We start from the raw sequence: 414 nt of genomic DNA, 5'->3' as shown, positions 1-414 counted from the left end.
CCATAACCGTTACCAAACCAGCACCAATTTGTTCTTTTCCAACCAACGTTACATTAGCTGCTTTGACCATCGCATCTGCTGCTTCAATTGCGCCTACAAGTCCTTTTGTTTCTACCATTCCAAGTGCGTTTGCATTCATCTTCTATTCTCCTTTTTATTTAAAATGTTTCCTAATTCTGTAAACTTATTCAGATTTGCTTCCAGGCAAAATAACTTCAACCTCAGTGTGAGGACGTGGGATTACATGGACAGAGACTAATTCTCCTACATTTTCTGCTGCTGCTGCGCCTGCATCTGTCGCAGCCTTAACTGCACCAACATCCCCACGAACCATAACCGTTACCAAACCAGCACCAATTTGTTCTTTTCCAACCAACGTTACATTAGCTGCTTTGACCATCGCATCTGCTGCTT

At 42.8% G+C, this 414-nt stretch carries 2 protein-coding genes; both read right to left on the bottom strand.

Annotated features, from left to right (window positions below):
• Window positions 1-139: BMC domain-containing protein (locus E4T71_RS09080; RefSeq protein ID WP_135038989.1), on the bottom strand; the 139-nt coding region annotated here is incomplete at its 3' end.
• A 45-nt stretch (window positions 140-184) separates the two neighbouring features.
• The coding region (locus E4T71_RS09075) for a BMC domain-containing protein (protein WP_135038987.1) at window positions 185-414 on the bottom strand (230 nt) is incomplete at its 5' end.

The organism is Streptococcus sp. WM07, from assembly GCF_004570525.1.
In the GTDB taxonomy this organism is placed as follows: domain Bacteria; phylum Bacillota; class Bacilli; order Lactobacillales; family Streptococcaceae; genus Streptococcus.
Note: the sequence above shows the minus strand (reverse complement) of the source record. Positions and strands in the feature narration are given on the sequence as shown.